Source organism: Streptomyces sp. NPDC085524 (assembly GCF_044541755.1).
GTDB lineage: Bacteria > Actinomycetota > Actinomycetes > Streptomycetales > Streptomycetaceae > Streptomyces.
In genome coordinates, this window is the sequence record NZ_JBITTH010000003.1 from 99,783 (window position 1) to 112,312 (window position 12,530).

Annotated in this window: 15 protein-coding genes; 7 read left to right on the forward strand and 8 right to left on the reverse strand. The window is 72.6% G+C overall.

The genetic code is table 11. The features are described 5' to 3' along the window. Window positions 1-113: 113 nt before the first annotated feature. From ACIGFK_RS05325 to ACIGFK_RS05335, 3 genes are read right to left on the reverse strand one after another with little or no spacing between them, the layout of a single operon-like run. Entirely contained in the window at window positions 114-209 is a 96-nt protein-coding gene (locus tag ACIGFK_RS05325; RefSeq protein WP_376662067.1) for an Ms4533A family Cys-rich leader peptide, read from the reverse strand. Window positions 210-265: 56 nt separating this feature from the next. Beyond that, the gene (locus ACIGFK_RS05330) at window positions 266-1,654 is read right to left on the reverse strand and encodes a DUF3152 domain-containing protein (protein ID WP_400050639.1); all 1,389 of its coding nucleotides are present in this window, start codon (window positions 1,652-1,654) and stop codon (window positions 266-268) included. Window positions 1,655-1,659: 5 nt separating this feature from the next. After that, window positions 1,660-2,628 carry an alpha/beta fold hydrolase gene (locus ACIGFK_RS05335; RefSeq protein ID WP_376662069.1) on the reverse strand — a complete coding sequence of 323 codons (969 nt, stop codon included), beginning with the start codon at window positions 2,626-2,628 and terminating at the stop codon, window positions 1,660-1,662. Window positions 2,629-2,760: 132 nt separating this feature from the next. On the opposite strand from ACIGFK_RS05335, the gene ACIGFK_RS05340 reads away from it, so the two are divergent. The 4 genes from ACIGFK_RS05340 (at window position 2,761) to ACIGFK_RS05355 (ending at window position 4,584) form a co-directional block, all read left to right on the forward strand. Then, entirely contained in the window at window positions 2,761-2,970 is a 210-nt protein-coding gene (locus tag ACIGFK_RS05340; RefSeq protein WP_376662070.1) for a hypothetical protein, read from the forward strand. A 170-nt stretch (window positions 2,971-3,140) separates the two neighbouring features. Further along, window positions 3,141-3,788, forward strand: coding sequence for a TetR/AcrR family transcriptional regulator (locus ACIGFK_RS05345; protein ID WP_376662071.1), 648 nt, complete (start codon window positions 3,141-3,143; stop codon window positions 3,786-3,788). Window positions 3,789-3,925: 137 nt separating this feature from the next. Beyond that, complete coding sequence (locus ACIGFK_RS05350) at window positions 3,926-4,153, forward strand: DUF3107 domain-containing protein (RefSeq protein ID WP_376662072.1); 228 nt, start codon at window positions 3,926-3,928, stop codon at window positions 4,151-4,153. Window positions 4,154-4,281: 128 nt separating this feature from the next. After that, complete coding sequence (locus ACIGFK_RS05355; RefSeq protein ID WP_376662073.1) at window positions 4,282-4,584, forward strand: hypothetical protein; 303 nt, start codon at window positions 4,282-4,284, stop codon at window positions 4,582-4,584. Window positions 4,585-4,682: 98 nt separating this feature from the next. On the opposite strand, the gene ACIGFK_RS05360 is transcribed toward ACIGFK_RS05355, so the two are convergent. After that, a complete protein-coding gene (locus tag ACIGFK_RS05360) occupies window positions 4,683-5,441 on the reverse strand; it encodes a ferritin-like fold-containing protein (RefSeq protein WP_376661593.1) in 759 nt (252 codons plus the stop codon). 447 nt (window positions 5,442-5,888) lie between these two features. On the opposite strand from ACIGFK_RS05360, the gene ACIGFK_RS05365 reads away from it, so the two are divergent. The 3 genes from ACIGFK_RS05365 to ACIGFK_RS05375 all read left to right on the forward strand — a co-directional run bounded on the left by ACIGFK_RS05365 (window position 5,889) and on the right by ACIGFK_RS05375 (window position 9,124). Next, window positions 5,889-7,895, forward strand: a complete 2,007-nt coding sequence (locus ACIGFK_RS05365; RefSeq protein ID WP_400050642.1) for a DEAD/DEAH box helicase — start codon at window positions 5,889-5,891, stop codon at window positions 7,893-7,895. Between the two features lie 111 nt (window positions 7,896-8,006). Beyond that, window positions 8,007-8,873 (forward strand): alpha/beta fold hydrolase, encoded by an 867-nt coding sequence (locus ACIGFK_RS05370; RefSeq protein WP_386470156.1) that lies wholly within the window; start codon window positions 8,007-8,009, stop codon window positions 8,871-8,873. A 98-nt stretch (window positions 8,874-8,971) separates the two neighbouring features. Beyond that, complete coding sequence (locus ACIGFK_RS05375) at window positions 8,972-9,124, forward strand: hypothetical protein (RefSeq protein ID WP_376661590.1); 153 nt, start codon at window positions 8,972-8,974, stop codon at window positions 9,122-9,124. A gap of 74 nt (window positions 9,125-9,198) precedes the next feature. On the opposite strand, the gene ACIGFK_RS05380 is transcribed toward ACIGFK_RS05375, so the two are convergent. From ACIGFK_RS05380 to ACIGFK_RS05395, 4 genes are all read right to left on the reverse strand, one after another. Then, window positions 9,199-9,804 carry a MarC family protein gene (locus tag ACIGFK_RS05380; RefSeq protein WP_376661589.1) on the reverse strand — a complete coding sequence of 202 codons (606 nt, stop codon included), beginning with the start codon at window positions 9,802-9,804 and terminating at the stop codon, window positions 9,199-9,201. A gap of 103 nt (window positions 9,805-9,907) precedes the next feature. Beyond that, window positions 9,908-10,771 (reverse strand): PHP domain-containing protein, encoded by an 864-nt coding sequence (locus tag ACIGFK_RS05385; RefSeq protein ID WP_376661588.1) that lies wholly within the window; start codon window positions 10,769-10,771, stop codon window positions 9,908-9,910. Between the two features lie 121 nt (window positions 10,772-10,892). Beyond that, window positions 10,893-11,537 (reverse strand): DUF6758 family protein, encoded by a 645-nt coding sequence (locus ACIGFK_RS05390; RefSeq protein WP_376661587.1) that lies wholly within the window; start codon window positions 11,535-11,537, stop codon window positions 10,893-10,895. An 84-nt stretch (window positions 11,538-11,621) separates the two neighbouring features. Continuing rightward, window positions 11,622-12,206 carry a suppressor of fused domain protein gene (locus ACIGFK_RS05395; RefSeq protein WP_376661586.1) on the reverse strand — a complete coding sequence of 195 codons (585 nt, stop codon included), beginning with the start codon at window positions 12,204-12,206 and terminating at the stop codon, window positions 11,622-11,624. Window positions 12,207-12,530 lie beyond the last annotated feature (324 nt).

Here is a 12,530-nt window from a genome sequence, read left to right on the forward strand (position 1 = left end):
CGGAAAAGGGGTCCGTCACGGAGAAGCCGCGCCTGCGGGCGTTTGCGTGCGCCCGGGCGCGGCGGTGTTCCCGCGGGATGTCGCGGGGGAGGTCGCGGCGCTTGCGGGCAGGCTCAGCGACAGAGGATGTCGGCCACGCTGTGCGCGGTCACACCAAGCAGCGCCAGCTCGATGGCGGCGCTCGCGGTGGTGGTGTGGTGCTGCGACATGCGGAGAACGATTGCCGATGATCGGACGGATTGTCAACGCGGATGACGGCGGCCGGTCAAGTCCCGGGGAACACCCAGGGGTTGGGCTTGCACTGGATTCCGTCGATGTCGAGGGACTTGGTCTGCTGCTGCATGATCGGGGCGAGCGCGCCGGGCGTCTTGCAGTTCACGTGCCCGTGTCCGAGCCGGTGGCCGACCTCGTGGTTGATGAGCATCTGGCGATAACTGAGCATCTGCTCGGGGCCGTACGTCGGCGAGCCCTGCGCCCAGCGGAACGCGTTGATCATCACCCGCTCGGTGGACGCGGAGTCGCAGGAGACGTTGTCGACGGTGGTGTCGAGCCCCGACTTGGCGCACCACTTCCCGGTGGTCCCGGGACTCGCGAGGGTGATCACGAAGTCGGCCTCGCCGCCCGGCACGCGCTCGAAGGTCATCGCGCCGCCGTGACCCCAGCTGCGGTCGTCGTTGAGGGTGCGGTGGACGGCCTCGGCGAAGAGCGCCGGGTCCAGCCCGAGGCCCTGTTCGACGTCGACGCGGTAGCGCACGGTCTTGCCCTTGCCGGGGGCCTTGGCGACGCCGGGCACCGTGTCGAAGGTCCCGGGGCCGGCGAGCTTCGCGTCGATCGGCAGCTGCTGGGCCATCTTCTGCTCGTACGTGAGCTCCGGCGCGGCCGGGACGGCGGGGGCGTCGGCGGCGGGCGCGTGCGCCGTCGGGCTGTTGGCGGAGGCAGCGGCGTCGGCCGGGACCTTGCCGGGGGCGGCGAGCGGGTCCGGCTTCGCGCCGTCGGCCTCCGAGGTCATGTGGACCGCGACGACGACGGCGAGGGCGGTGGTGACGGCCGCGGCGGCCATGCCGGTGTACGTCCAGGCCTTGCGGCTGCGGCCGGAGCCGGGGCGCTCGGCCTCGGGAACGGCGGCATCGGCCGGCGTGCGCGGCCCGGGCACGCGCACCTTGCGGTGCGAGCCCGTGGAGGTGACCGGGCCGTGCGCGGGCGCAGGCGCCTGCACGGGCATGGCGGCGGGCGAGGGCACCGGGGCGGGCGCGGGGGCCGGCGGCGCGAGGGTGACCTGCGGGAAGCCCACCGCTGGCGTGCCGAAAGCCGGGGTGTCGCTGTCGAGGAGCGCGGTCGGCGCGGCGGTGCGGGTGCGCGGCACCCCGCGCCAGTCCCCGTACACGGGGGCCGGGTCCGGGCCCGCCCCCCAGGCGCCGCCCTGCTCGTACTGCTGGGGGTGCCCGCCGGCCCGCGCGTCCCGGGCCACGTACCCCTGGTGCGTGACGGTGGGTTCGGGGCGGCGCCGCGCGCCCGGTTCCCCGGAGTCGTATCCGTACGCGAACTCGTAGTCGTACTCGTACCCGAGCTGCGGCTCGGGGCTCGCCGGCGCGGGGGCCGGCGCCGGATCGGGCACCGGGGCAGGGGGCTGGGCCTTGCGACTATGTCGTCCCACGGTCCTCAGCCCTTGTCCTCTTCGGTGTCCCGGAGGAGGTCCCGGAAGGCGTCGGCCACCAGTCCGGGGTGCTCCATCATCGCCACGTGCCCGGCCTCGGGCAGCGTCAGCAGCCGCGAGCCGCGGAAGGAGGCGGCCGCCCTGCGCGCCATACGGTACGAGACCAGCTGGTCCCGTCCGCCGTAGACGAGCAGGGTCGGGGCGAGCACCCGCTGCGCCTGGCGCCACAGGCCGTGCTGCCCGCCGAGGGTGTAGGCGTCGACGATCCCCCGCGATGACCTGGTCATGGCCTCCCAGAAGTACGGGAGCTCCATCCGCCGCTCCATCTCCGCGACGGCGTCCCGGAACGCTTCGGGACTCACCCGTGAGGGGTCTCCGTAACAGAGGTCCGTCACCCCCCGGGTGCGCTGTTCGGCACTCAGGCCCCGCGTCAGCCGGCTGAACAGCGCCGCGACTCCGGGTACGGCGAGCAGCGCGGTCGGCACGGCGCTCTTCTGCACGCGCAGCTCGGGCAGGGCGGGCGAGACCAGCGTCAGGGTGCGCACGAGGTCGGGCCGGACGGCCGCGACCCGGGTGGAGACGGCGCCGCCGAGGGAGTTGCCGAACAGGTGCACCGGGCCGCGGCCGGCGGCGTCGAGGTGGCGGATGACGGCGCGGGCGAACGCGGTCACGGAGTAGTCCCGGTCGGCGGGTGGCGGGGACCAGCCGAAGCCGGGCAGGTCGACGGCCTCGCCGTCGACGGTGTCCGCGAGCTGTCCCATGAGGGCCGACCAGTTCTGAGAGGAACCGCCGAGTCCGTGGACGAACAGCGCGGGCGGCAGGTCCGTGCCGAGCGGCACGCGCACCCGGAAGTTGAGCTCCAGCCCGGGCAGCACGACGGTCCGCGACCGCTCCCCTTCGGCCACGGGGACCGCTCCCACCAGGGACGACAGCTCGGCGGTGGACCGTACGCCCGGCAGCTCCGTGGAAGACATGCGGGCAATGTTACGAGACGATCACGCCCGGCCTCCTGTGTTCGCGGTCACAGAAGTGTGGCAATCCGCATAGCGGGGTATCCGCGATCCTCCTAGGCTCGTAGGTGAAACCAAGGAAGCGAGGGGAGCGGCATGACTGTCGACCCTGCGGAACCGGACACCTTCCGGGAGGTCGAGTTCCCGGATGCGGAGGCGCCCGAGGCGGATGTGGCGGAACAACTGGCCGAATTGCAGCCGGGCGAGGACGACCCGGTGGGCGGCCGGGAGCGGGGCGAGGCCGCCGACGGCGACGCCGCCGAGCAGGCGCGGGTGGTGCCGCTGGACGAGGACGACTACCGCTGACCGGCCGCCGGAAGACCCGGAACCGACCCCAGACCGACCGCTGACCAGGGCGTCCGACCGGTCCGTACCGCGAGAAAACTCGGCTCGAACCCTCCAGATTCGGTTACCGAAAAGTACGATGGCGGCGCGGCGCAGAGCGCACTGTGTTCTTAGAGAAAGTGGGAGGCGGCGTGACAGCCATCGAGCAGACCGAGGCAGCGCGTCCGCGGGGCACGCGACTGCCGCGCCGAGCCCGGCGCAACCAGCTGCTGGGCGCGGCCCAGGAGGTTTTCGTCGCGCAGGGTTACCACGCGGCGGCGATGGACGACATCGCCGAGCGCGCCGGGGTGAGCAAGCCGGTGCTGTACCAGCACTTCCCCGGCAAGCTCGACCTCTATCTGGCGCTCCTGGACCAGCACTGCGAGGCACTGCTGCTGGCCGTGCGCGGCGCACTCGCCTCGACGACGGACAACAAGCTGCGCGTGGCGGCGACCATGGACGCCTACTTCGCGTACGTGGAGGACGAGGGCGGCGCCTTCCGGCTGGTCTTCGAGTCCGACCTGACGAACGAGCCGGCGGTGCGCGAGCGCGTCGACCGGGTCTCGCTCCAGTGCGCGGAGGCCATCTCGGACGTCATCGCCGAGGACACCGGCCTGTCCAAGGACGAGTCGATGCTGCTCGCCGTGGGTCTGGGCGGGGTCTCGCAGGTCGTGGCGCGGTACTGGCTGTCCAGTGAGAGCCCGGTGGCCCGTGACACGGCGGTCGGCCTGCTGACCTCGCTCGCGTGGCGCGGTATCGCCGGCTTCCCCCTGCACGGCACGGAGGGCGCGGGGGCCTGAGGGGGCGGCCGGTCCGACCGGCCGCTGTTCGCTGCGAGCGTGTCCGGTCCGCGCGGTCCGCGTCCCCTCTCCGGGCTAATGTGGACCGCGTACGGCGCGGCTGATCGCGCGAAACGGACCGTCGGAGGGACAAAGCCGTGGAGGTCAAGATCGGCGTGCAGCACGCACCCCGGGAGATCGTGCTGGAGAGCGACCTGAGCGCCGAGGAGCTGGAGCGCATCGTCGCCGCCGCGCTGTCCGGCACGGAGCCGCTGCTGAGCCTCAGCGACACCAAGGGCCGCAAGGTCCTGGTCCCGTCCGACCGCCTGTCGTACGTCGACCTGGGTGAGCCGACCGCGCGCAAGGTCGGTTTCGGGAACCTCTGAGGGGTATCCGGAAGCACGGAGAACTGAGCGAAACGGCCCGGTGGTTGATTCCATCGGGCCGTTTCCCTTTCTTCCGCTTCGGGTAGGACGGCAGTGACCCGGTTTGCCCCGACGTTTCGGAGGGACCCATGCTGCTGATGGAAGCGCTCGGCTCTGCTCTGCTGGGCCTCGCCCTTTCCGCGACAGCCGCGAGAGTGCTGGCGCAGCGGCTGCCCTCCCCGAGGATCGTGCTGGTCAGCGGAGTGCTGGGGGCGCTGTTCGGGGCGTATCTGACGCACTTCGCACTGGGCCCCGGGCACAACACGCTGATGGCGACCTTCGTCGGGGCGGTGCTCGTCTCGGCGGTGGTCCTGTCGCTGCTGCTCCGTCCGGCCGCAGGGCCCCGCAGGCAGTCCCACAGGACTCCGTTTTCGCTCCCGACGCAGGGCTGACGGCAGATCCCGTACGAGTCGTCCTCGACGAGACGGAGGCCCCGGCGCGCCGTGATGCGCGCCGGGGCCTCCGTGTCGTACGGGTAGTGCGGGTACTGCTAGGCGGCGAGCCCCAGGGCCGCCATGCGCTTGGTGTGGGCCTTGGTGATGCGGGTGAACATCTCGCCGACGGCCGCCAGGTCGAAGCCGGCCGCCATGCCGTCGACGCCGCCGACCAGCATGGTGGAGAGCGCGTCGCGCTCGGCGACCACGCGCTGGGCCTGCGAGAGGGCCTCGCCCATCAGGCGGCGGGCCCACAGGGCGAGCCGACCGCCGCAGCGCGGGTCCGCCTCGATCGCGGCGCGGACCTTCTCGACGGCGAAGTTGCCGTGGCCGGTGTCGTCGAGCACGCCGAGCACGAGCGCGCGGGTGTCGGTGTCCAGGTGGCTGGCGACCTCGCGGTAGAAGTCGCTGGCGATCGAGTCGCCGACGTACGCCTTGACCAGGCCCTCCAGCCAGTCCGACGGCGCGGTCTGGCGGTGGAAGTCGTCGACGCCCTTCGCGAAGGGCTCCATGGCGGCGGTGGGCTCGGCCTCGATGGCGGCGAGCCGGTCGCGCAGTCGCTCGAAGTGGTGGAACTCGGCGGAGGCCATGGCGGCGAGCTCGGCCTTGTCGTCGAGGGTGGGCGCGAGCTTCGCGTCCTCCGCGAGGCGCTCGAAGGCCGCGAGCTCGCCGTACGCGAGTGCGCCGAGCAGGTCCACGACGGCGGCCCGGTACTGCGGCGAGGCGGAGGCCGTCGCCCAGTCCTGGGCGGCGATGCCCACGGCTTCGGCGGGGGTGCTGTCGTCGGCGGGCGAGGCGTTTTCAACGGTCGGCATGCTCCGCACAATAGCCCGCCGAAAGGCGCGCCAAGTCACCACTCCTGCTCACTGTCGTGACACCTAAACGCGTCGACCCGGTGAATTCACCCGACACACCTGCGCGAATCCGGGGTACAGTGGTAATGCGCTTGCCGAATACTCGGCGGCGCATCCGAATGAGGATGCCCGGTCGGTGGCCCGATCGGCTCCAACCGACCGCCCTCGGTGTGGTGAGTACGTTCATGCGTACCGCCTCCTACGAGGGGCCCCCTCAGCGGCAGATGCGCTTGAGCGAAGGCCAGTGGTCCCGCGCAGCTTCGTACGTGGCAGTACTGCAAGCACGGCACGGTACGACCCCCCTCGCCGCCTCGCGCCGCGTCTCACAGAAGAGGCAGCACCCTGACTACGTTCCGAGACCTCGGGATCTATCCCGAGACGGCCGAGGCCCTCGAGGCCGTCGGCATCGTGTCCCCCTTCCCGATCCAGGAGATGACCCTCCCCGTCGCCCTTTCCGGCACGGACGTCATCGGCCAGGCGAAGACCGGTACCGGCAAGACGCTCGGTTTCGGCCTTCCGCTGCTGGAGCGGGTCGTCGTCCCCGCGGACGTCGAGGCCGGCCGGGCCAGGCCCGACCAGCTGACCGACGCCCCGCAGGCCCTCGTGGTGGTTCCGACCCGCGAGCTGTGCACCCAGGTCACCAACGACCTCCTCACCGCGGGCAAGGTCCGCAACGTCCGCGTCCTCGCCATATACGGCGGCCGCGCGTACGAGCCCCAGGTCGAGGCGCTCAAGAAGGGCGTCGACGTCATCGTCGGCACCCCGGGCCGCCTGCTGGACCTGGCCGGGCAGAAGAAGCTCGACCTGTCCCACGTCAAGGCCCTCGTCCTGGACGAGGCCGACGAGATGCTCGACCTGGGCTTCCTGCCCGACGTCGAGAAGATCATGAACCTGCTGCCCGCGCGGCGTCAGACGATGCTGTTCTCGGCGACCATGCCGGGCGCGGTCATCGGCCTGGCCCGCCGGTACATGTCGCAGCCGACGCACATCCGCGCCGTCTCCGAGGACGGCGAGGGCGCGACCGTCGCCAACATCGCGCAGCACGTCTTCCGTGCGCACAACATGGACAAGCCGGAGCTCGTCTCCCGCATCCTGCAGGCCGAGGGCCGCGGGCTGGCCATGATCTTCTGCCGTACCAAGCGCACGGCCGCGGACATCGCCGAGCAGCTGGAGAAGCGCGGCTTCGCCTCGGGCGCCGTCCACGGCGACCTGGGCCAGGGTGCGCGCGAGCAGGCGCTGCGCGCGTTCCGCAACGGCAAGGTCGACGTGCTGGTGTGCACCGACGTCGCCGCGCGCGGTATCGATGTCGAGGGTGTGACCCACGTCATCAACTACCAGACGCCGGAGGACGAGAAGACCTTCCTGCACCGCGTGGGCCGCACCGGCCGCGCGGGCAACAAGGGCACCGCCGTCACGCTGGTGGACTGGGACGACATCCCGCGCTGGCAGCTGATCAACAAGGCGCTGGAGCTGGACTTCCACGACCCGGTCGAGACGTACTCCACGTCCCCGCACCTGTTCGAGGAACTGAACATCCCGGCCGGCACCAAGGGCATCCTGCCGCGCGCCGAGCGCACGCGGGCCGGCCTGAAGGCCGAGGAGCTCGAGGACCTGGGCGAGACCGGCGGCCGCGGTGGCCGTGGCGGTCGCGGTCCGGCCGCAGCCGCCGTCGTGACGGAGGAGCGCCCCGCGCGTACCCGTACGCCGCGTCAGCGCCGTCGCACCCGTGGCGGTGCGGAGCTCGGCTCCGAGACCGCCGACGCCGCTCCCGTGGCCGAGGCCCCTCAGGCTCCGGCCGCTCCGGCCGCCGACGAGCCGCGCAGGCCGCGCCGCCGCCGCACCCGCGTCGGCACGGTGCCGGCCCAGGCCGTGGAGGCGGCTCCGGTCGCCGAGGCGGCTCCGGTCGCCGAGGCGGCTCCGGTCGCCGAGGCGGTTCCGGTCGCCGCCGCCCCCGTGGCGGAGGAGGCTCCGGTCCGTGCGCGCCGCCGGCCGACCCAGAAGGCCGTGGCTCCGGTCGCCGGCATCACGCCGGACGTCCAGGCGGCCCCGCCCGTGGAGCCCGTCCGCCGGGCCCCGCGCCGGCCGGTCCGCAAGGTCGAGACGGCTCCCGAGCCGGACTTCCAGATGGCTCCGCCGGTCGAGCCGGTGAAGGCGCGCCGCACGACGCGTCCCCGCAAGGTCGCCGAGGCGGCTCCTGTGGTGGCCGAGGCCGTCGCCGAGGTCGTCGCCGCAGCCCCCGTGGTGGCGGAGGAGGCCCCGGCCAAGCCGAAGCGGACCCGTACGCGCAAGGCCGCGGCCGCCCCGGTCGCCGAGGCCGCTCCGGTCGCCGCCGAAGCCGCCGTCGCAGCGGAGGAGGCTCCGGCCAAGCCGAAGCGCACGCGCACCCGCAAGGCCGCGGCCGCTCCGGAGGCGTAGGCGCCCCCGGTTCCCGTACCGCACCGACGGCCCCGGTCCCCTTTCGAGGGGGCCGGGGCCGTCGGCGTACCCGGGCCCCCGCCACCCCCTACGGGCCGGTAACCTCGGGCCATGAGCAAGCCGCCGCGCCTCACCCTGCCGTCCGTCGCCCGTGGGTACCGCCTCTCCACCGCCCGCGGTGAGTTCGCCGTGCACGAGGCCGGTGAGCCCGTCCGCGGCACCGCCCTGCTGGTCCCCGGGTTCACGGGGAGCAAGGAGGACTTCATCGGCCTCCTGGAGCCGCTGGCCGCCGCCGGGTACCGGGTCGTCGCAGTCGACGGGCGCGGCCAGCACGAGAGCGCGGGTCCGCGCGAGGAGGCCCCGTACGCCCTGGAGGAGCTGGCGCAGGACGTCCTGGCGCAGGCCGCGGCGCTGGGGGCGGGGCCGGTGCACCTGGTCGGGCACTCGCTCGGCGGGCTGATCTCGCGCGCCGCGGTGCTGCGCGACCCGTCGGCGTTCGCCTCGCTGACCCTGATGAGCAGCGGGCCGGCCGCGATCTCGCAGGAGCAGCAGGTGCGTACGAAACTGCTGGTCGCCGCACTCGAGGCGATGGGCCACGACATGCCGGGAATCTGGGCGGCGATGCGGGCGCAGGATCCCGAGGACGCGGTCGCGGACTCCCCCGAGCTGGCGGAGTTCCTGCGCGGGCGGTGGCTGGCCACCGCCCCTGAGCAGCTGATCGTCACGGGCCGGGTGCTGATCTCCGAGCCGGACCGGGTGGAGGAGCTGAGCCGCGCCGGTCTGCCGAAGCTGGTCCTCTCCGGCGAGGTCGACTACGCCTGGCCGGTCCCGCTGATGGACGAGATGGCGCGGCGGCTGGGTGCCCAGCGGGTGGTGGTCCCGGGTGCGGAACACTCGCCGAACGCGGAGTCTCCGCAGGTCACGGCAGGTGCACTGGCAGCCTTCTGGGACACCGCCGGGGACTCCCGTACCCACTAGTCCTTAGCCAGTGAAAAAATTTCTTTAGCGTAGGGAATGATTGCGGCCCACTCTTCGTTGACCCAGTGCAAGGAGAACACCGACGAAGGGAGAAGCCCGTGCGCTTCGAGATTCTGCGCCTGGACGACGTCGACGGGACCGCCGTGGACAGCACCGTCGTGGACGCGTCCTCCGTCAAGCGGATCGTGCAGCAGGCCGCGGCCGTCGGCCAGCGCATTCTGATCCGACCGGCCGAGAGTGCGTCCAGCTGACGCTTCGCGCAATACGTTCGCGCCCCCGCACCGGTCCCGGTGCGGGGGCGTTCGCATGCGCGGCGGCCGCGGGCTCAGGACCCGCGCACGACCTGGAGCACGCCGTTGATGATCTGCTGGACGGCGATCGCGGAGAGCATCATGCCGGCGAGCCGGGTCACGAGGACCACGCCGCCGTCCTTGATGACCCGGATGATCACCAGGGAGTAGCGCATCGTCAGCCACAGCACGACGTGCATGGCGGCGATCGCGGTCCAGACGGAGACCTGCCCGCCGAACCCGTCGGCCTTCTGCACGGCGAGGATCACGGACACGATCGCACCGGGCCCGGCCAGCAGCGGCATGCCCAGCGGGACGAGGGCCACGTTCACGTCCTTGGTCTGCTTCGGCTCGTCCGTCTTGCCGGTCAGCAGGTCCAGGGCGATGAGCAGGAGCAGCAGACCGCCGGCGATCATCAGCGCCGGGACGGAGACGTGCAGGTAGTCCAGGATCTGCTGGCCGCAGAGACCGAAGACGGCGATGACGCCGAAGGCCACGCAGACGGCCTGCCAGGCCATGCGGCGCTGCACCTTGGCGGGACGGCCGGAGGTCAGGGCGAGGAAGATCGGCGTGATCCCCGGGGGGTCCATAATCACGAAAAGCGTGAGGAATAGGGATCCGAAGACGGCGAAATCAAACACAGTGATGCCTTGCAGGTGAGGGGTGTCGCGAAATGGGGGTATCGCGCAGAAGAGCGGAAAGAAGTACGGGAGGGACGGGACGGGCGGGCCGGAAGGCCGTCCGTCAGCGCTCGCGTCCGCCGGCGCCGGGCACCGGGAAGGCCCCGGTCGCGCGGCGCGTGATCTCGCCGTAGATCTCGGGGTCGGTCGTGTACTCCCCGAGTCGGCACGTCTTGCGGCTGCCGTGGTAGTCGCTGGACCCGGTGGTCAGCAGCCCGAGGTCCGCCGCCAGGTCGCGCAGCCGGGCGCGGGTGTCGGCGTCGTGGTCCATGTGGTCCACCTCGATGCCGTCCAGGCCCGCGGCCGCCAGCTCGGCGATCGCGGCCTCGGGCACGCACTCGCCGCGCTTGACGGCGAGGGGGTGTGCGAAGACGGTGACCCCGCCGGCCGCCTTGACCAGGCGGATGGCGTCGAAGGGGTCGAGCTCGTGCTTCTCGGCGTACGCGCGGCCGCCGTCGGCCAGCCACTCGGGCGTGAAGGCGTCCGACACGGTGGGCACGACGCCCAGCTCGACGAGGGCGGTGGCGATGTGCGGCCGCCCGACCGATCCCGCACCGGCGATCCGGGCCACCTGTTCCCAGGTGACGTCCACGCCGAGGGCCTGGAGCTTGCCGACCATGGTCTGCGCGCGGGGGGTCCGGTCGTCCCGGACGAGCTCCCGCTCGCGGGCGAGCTCCGGCTCCTCGGGGTCGAAGAGGTACGCGAGCATGTGCATCCCGACCCCGTCGAGGCGGCAGGACAGCTCGGCGCCCGTGACCAGCGTCAGCCCGGCCGGCACCGCGGCGACGGCCTCGGCGTACCCGCCCACGGTGTCGTGGTCGGTCAGCGCGACCACGTCCAGCCCCGCGGCGGCGGCATTGCGCACCAGCTCGGCGGGGGTGTCCGTACCGTCGGAAGCCGTGGAGTGGGCGTGCAGGTCGATGCGCACAGCCGGGCTCCAGGGTTCGGACGGACGAGGGGACACTCCAGGATACCCGCGCCGTCGGCCCCCTCTGGTCCAGACCTCCCAGGCCCCGCTCCCTGATCCGGCCCGATCCGAAGGACAGCCCCTAGGACGGCCCCAGGATGCGGGGGCTCAGGGCCCCGCACGGAAGGAGCTCGACCTCCGCCCCCGCATCGCGGAGATCGGTGAGGACGAGCTCGTCGTACATGAGGAGGCCGGTCTGCTCCGGCCACACGATCGCCCACAACCACAGGCCCCGCGCCTCGCCCGCGAAGACGGCCCGGTCGTCGGGGGCCTTGCTCAGGTGCCACAGCGGTGTCGGGCGGCCGGCGGCCACGACCTTGGCGTGGGGCGGCGCCGACACGTCGATGTGCGCGCCGGGGTCGGGTCCGTCGATGCCCGCGTACCGCGCGCCGAGGCCCACCCCCAGCTCCTCCGCGACCAGCACCAGCTCGCCGATGCCGCCCAGCGGGCCGGGCCCCGAGCAGGCCACGGCCGTCGCCCGGCCCCCGTTGCGGTCGTCACCCGCGGACGCGACCCCCGTGAACAACCAGCCCACCGGCAGCGGCCAGGGCATCCACACCGGCACCTGAGCCCGGTGCACCACGACGCCCAGGGCCTCCACGCTGGGCGGGATGACCGGTTGCAGGGGGTGGACAGTGCCGTGCACGGCGCACTGCCAGGAGTCGGAGAAGAGTCCGGGCGCCCTGACCCGGCCACCGCACTTCGGGCAACTTGGTTCACCCCTCATAAGAAGCCACGCTCCTCCCCGGCCGCCCGCCCGTCAAGGCTGGCTCACCCATCCGGGCAGCCGGTCCGGGCGGCCGGCCGGGGGTCAGTCCAGTGCGACCGCGCTGCGCATCGGGTCCCTCAGGTCCGTGCCGCGGGCGAGCCAGCGCTCCTGGAGGGCCGCGGCGCCGTGCACGCGTTTCCACGCGGCCTCGTTCGCGGTCATCGGCAGCAGCGGCAGGAAGCGGACCGGGTCCATGGGCTCGTCGAGCTCCAGGTCCTCCACCAGGCCGCCCGGTTCGGCCACGAGCACGGAGCTGAAGGCGGCCCCGTCCCAGAGCGGTTCGCCCACGTCGAGCGAGGCGCCGGGGGCCACGATCAGGCCCTCGACCTGAGGTGAGGCCGCCAGCACGGCGAGCGGCCGGAGCAGTTTGTCGGTGGGCGCGAGTCCTCCTCGTACGGTCAGCACGAGCTCGGCGCGCGGCCCGCGGACGGGGTCGGCGACCATGTCGGTCGGGTCGGTCATCGGGTGCGCGGACATTCCGAGGGTCGCGTACCGCACGAGGTCTCCCTCGGCGAAGCGGAGTACCTCGATGCGGTCGGTGCCCAGGAAGGTGACGGCGGCGCGGGCGTCGGGTTCACCGAACGCGGTGCGCAGCCGGGCCTCGACGAGGGCCAGAATTTCTGCCATGGAGCGAGCATAGAACTCGTATCAGGCGGGTAAAGGGCGGGTCTTGACCATCAGTCGGCTGATAGTGTTGACAGCTGGTTCGGGCCGCACGCAGAAGCGTTGTTTCAAGGCCCTGGACGACAGGACGTCCCCCACGGGGGACCGGCCGGAGGAGGTGGGGCTGCGATGGACCGAAGTCGATCGTGCAGTACCAATCGCTCTTCCGCTCCCCTGACACCCTGAATCAGTAGAAGAGCGACGGCAGAACGTCTTTGTCCTCCCGTCCTGTTCCTTCCGCCTGCCCGGGCCCACCCGCCCGCGCCCCCGGAAGGTCTCCCACCCGTG

Bases quoted from the DNA above. Each gene is read 5' to 3' on its own strand.
- ACIGFK_RS05395 (WP_376661586.1), bottom strand. From the start codon at position 12,206: ATGGCAGAAATTCTGGCCCTCGTCGAGGCCCGGCTGCGCACCGCGTTC.
- ACIGFK_RS05390 (WP_376661587.1), bottom strand. From the start codon at position 11,537: ATGAGGGGTGAACCAAGTTGCCCGAAGTGCGGTGGCCGGGTCAGGGCG.
- ACIGFK_RS05360 (WP_376661593.1), bottom strand. From the start codon at position 5,441: ATGCCGACCGTTGAAAACGCCTCGCCCGCCGACGACAGCACCCCCGCC.
- ACIGFK_RS05325 (WP_376662067.1), bottom strand. From the start codon at position 209: ATGTCGCAGCACCACACCACCACCGCGAGCGCCGCCATCGAGCTGGCG.
- ACIGFK_RS05355 (WP_376662073.1), top strand. From the start codon at position 4,282: ATGCTGCTGATGGAAGCGCTCGGCTCTGCTCTGCTGGGCCTCGCCCTT.
- ACIGFK_RS05335 (WP_376662069.1), bottom strand. From the start codon at position 2,628: ATGTCTTCCACGGAGCTGCCGGGCGTACGGTCCACCGCCGAGCTGTCG.
- ACIGFK_RS05370 (WP_386470156.1), top strand. From the start codon at position 8,007: ATGAGCAAGCCGCCGCGCCTCACCCTGCCGTCCGTCGCCCGTGGGTAC.
- ACIGFK_RS05340 (WP_376662070.1), top strand. From the start codon at position 2,761: ATGACTGTCGACCCTGCGGAACCGGACACCTTCCGGGAGGTCGAGTTC.